Annotated in this window: 2 protein-coding genes; both read left to right on the plus strand. The window is 46.2% G+C overall.

Annotated elements, in window-relative coordinates; translation table 11 throughout:
- The coding region (locus BG32_RS08845; RefSeq protein ID WP_121526695.1) for an ABC transporter permease subunit at positions 1-700 on the plus strand (700 nt) is incomplete at its 5' end.
- Positions 700-2,546: maltose ABC transporter permease (locus BG32_RS08850; RefSeq protein WP_121526696.1), on the plus strand; the 1,847-nt coding region annotated here is incomplete at its 3' end. The genes BG32_RS08845 and BG32_RS08850, both read left to right, overlap by 1 nt.

A 2,546-nucleotide genomic window follows, 5' to 3' on the forward strand; every position in this document is an offset into this window, starting at 1 on the left:
GGCTGGTCTTAGCGTTCTTTTTTCCTTCACTATTGGATTGGCTCTTGCCATCACGCTCAATGACAAGAGACTTAAGGGAAAGAAGATATATCGAACTCTGCTCATTATTCCATGGGCGATTCCCGCATTCATATCTGCTCTAGTCTGGCGAAATGGTTTCTTCAACGAGACCTATGGTGTATTGAACCGATTCATTGTCCAAGGACTCTTCGGCCTTGAACCAATAAAGTGGTTGAATGATGCCTTCTGGGCAAAGGTTTCGGTCCTGCTTGTCAATACATGGCTTGGATTTCCTTACATGATGACCGTCAGTCTGGGGGCTCTTCAAAGCATACCGGAAGAGTTCTATGAGGCCTCTTCAATAGATGGAGCCACGAAATTTCAGAGATTCAGAAAGATCACTTTTCCCCTTCTGATGGTTACCGTTGCTCCTTTACTCGTCGGAAGCTTCGCCTTCAACTTCAACAACTTCACCGGCATCTATCTAGTAACTCAGGGTGGGCCTGCAATCGTGGGAGCTTCAACGCCGGCGGGGGCTACGGATATTCTGATTTCGTATACGTTCAAACTCGCGTTTGAGGGGAGAGGCCAAGACTTTGGTTTCGCGAGCGCCATATCGATACTAATATTCATCATCGTCGCAGGTTTCAGCTGGATAAACTTCAAACTTTCCGGCTCCTTTGAAGAGGTGAGTAGATAATGGCCGTTGAGAGAAGAAAATACTGGATCAGACATTTAATTCTTATTGTCGTTGTTGTTGTAGTTCTTTTCCCGATGGTCTGGCTTGTGAGCACTTCTGTTAGGAGAGATCAGGCAGCCTTTTCATCTAATCTTTTTTCAAGCAGGATTACCTTTCAGCACTACAGAAATCTTCTTTTTCCAGAGAGGAGTGTGGGAAGACTGATTCTTGATCTGCAAAGCGCCACATATGCCACTGGTGAATACAGAGGAAGAAGTCAGGAGGACCTCAAGAAGACTGTAGAGAGATATCTTGTTAAGTTTGAGGATCTCATGGATGAAAGCGAAGAGATGGTCGCTTCCATCGAGAACGGAACCTCAGCCATAGAAAAAGAGCTGAAAGAAAAAGAGAGTTTGATCATTCGTGAGATGAACGAGGTGAGACTGCGCGATAAAGCACTTTTTGAAGAAAGATTGCAGGAGATAGGTGAACTAAGCGAAGTGAAGATGGCCTACGCCGTCGGCGAACTCCTTGAGACAACTGCCCCTTCGCTCGAAGGAGTCTATCCCTTCTACATCGATTTGTTAGGTGAAAGAGCGGATCCCATAGTGAAATCTTTGGAGACATACAGGAAGCTATACGAAGATGTCTTTCTCTATAGAAACGAGACGCTCGACGCAATAAAAGAACTGGAGTTCGAGAACAAAGACGAAGTTGTCAGATCTCTTGAGTCGATAGAGAATTACATATCACTCTCTTCAATCGATTACTCGGAATGGCGAAGAGTAGAGTGGCTCAGGGTAATTAACAGATATTTGCGAGATGTGGAATCGACAATGCCCCAGGCAGAACAGGATGCGCTGAACGGAGTAAGAACGAAGCTCTACGACTCCTTCAAGGCGGCAGGAGATGCCTGGGAAGAAGTCGAAGCTGCAGCCGAAAAAGTCTCCCAAGACCTGTCTTTACTTGCTGAAGAGGCTTTTGGTCCAGAGTATCATGAGTATGTCTCCGCGATCGAAGAACTTGGCGTTGTAGAAGCAGATAAAGAGGCGGTAGAAAAGGCACTGGCGACTTCTGAATCTGCATTGGCGGAGCTGGAAGATTCGTTTGAGGTCGCGCTTCCCACAATACTTTCCGAAAAGAGCAAGCTTTCGGCCTTGATTCCCCCTTTGCAGATTGTGATTTCAAAAGGAGTCGAAGAGTACACGGCTGTTTCAGAAGCCAGGCTTAACAGTTCACTCGATGAGGTCGACTCAGCAAGAAAGACCATCGGTCTTCTCCAACAGCAGCTCGCGGAGATGCAGAATGTTCAGGAGCTGTCTTCTAGTCTTTCAGAGCTTTTGGGAGAAATGGCCTGGTTTTCCGATAACAAAGAGGCCCTTGCCAATGCCTCGGGAAACTCTGAGGTGTCAAAGGGGATCGATGTAATAAACATCGCTATTTCAAATCTTTCCAGGATTCTTCCCGTTCTCGAGACAAGCATTTCTGAGTACGTCGAAGTTTCGGAAAACACGACCTCTTTGAGGAAAGAACTGAAATCTCTTGAGGAGAGGAGTGAAATACTCGGCAGCAGAATTGCTGAGCTCAAAGAAGAGGCCGATAGAGCAGAGGCTGAATACTTGATGGCGCTTGAATCCATAAGAATAAAATCTACCCTGGCTCTGGTTGAAGAGGAAATTGCCTCTCTTGAAGATGGAAGGGCTTATGTCTCAAAGACGACGGATATTCTCGATACGTACTTTGGGATAAGGGCTTCGAATCGTTATAGAACACTTGGTTGGTACGATGACTTCGACAGGGCGAACAGAGAAGCGCGGGATGGAACGGCTTTGTTGAACCAGTTAATTTCAACCATGAGAGATATGAA

Origin of the sequence: Mesotoga sp. HF07.pep.5.2.highcov (assembly GCF_003666285.1) — a bacterium.
Classification (GTDB): Bacteria; Thermotogota; Thermotogae; order Petrotogales; family Kosmotogaceae; genus Mesotoga; species Mesotoga prima.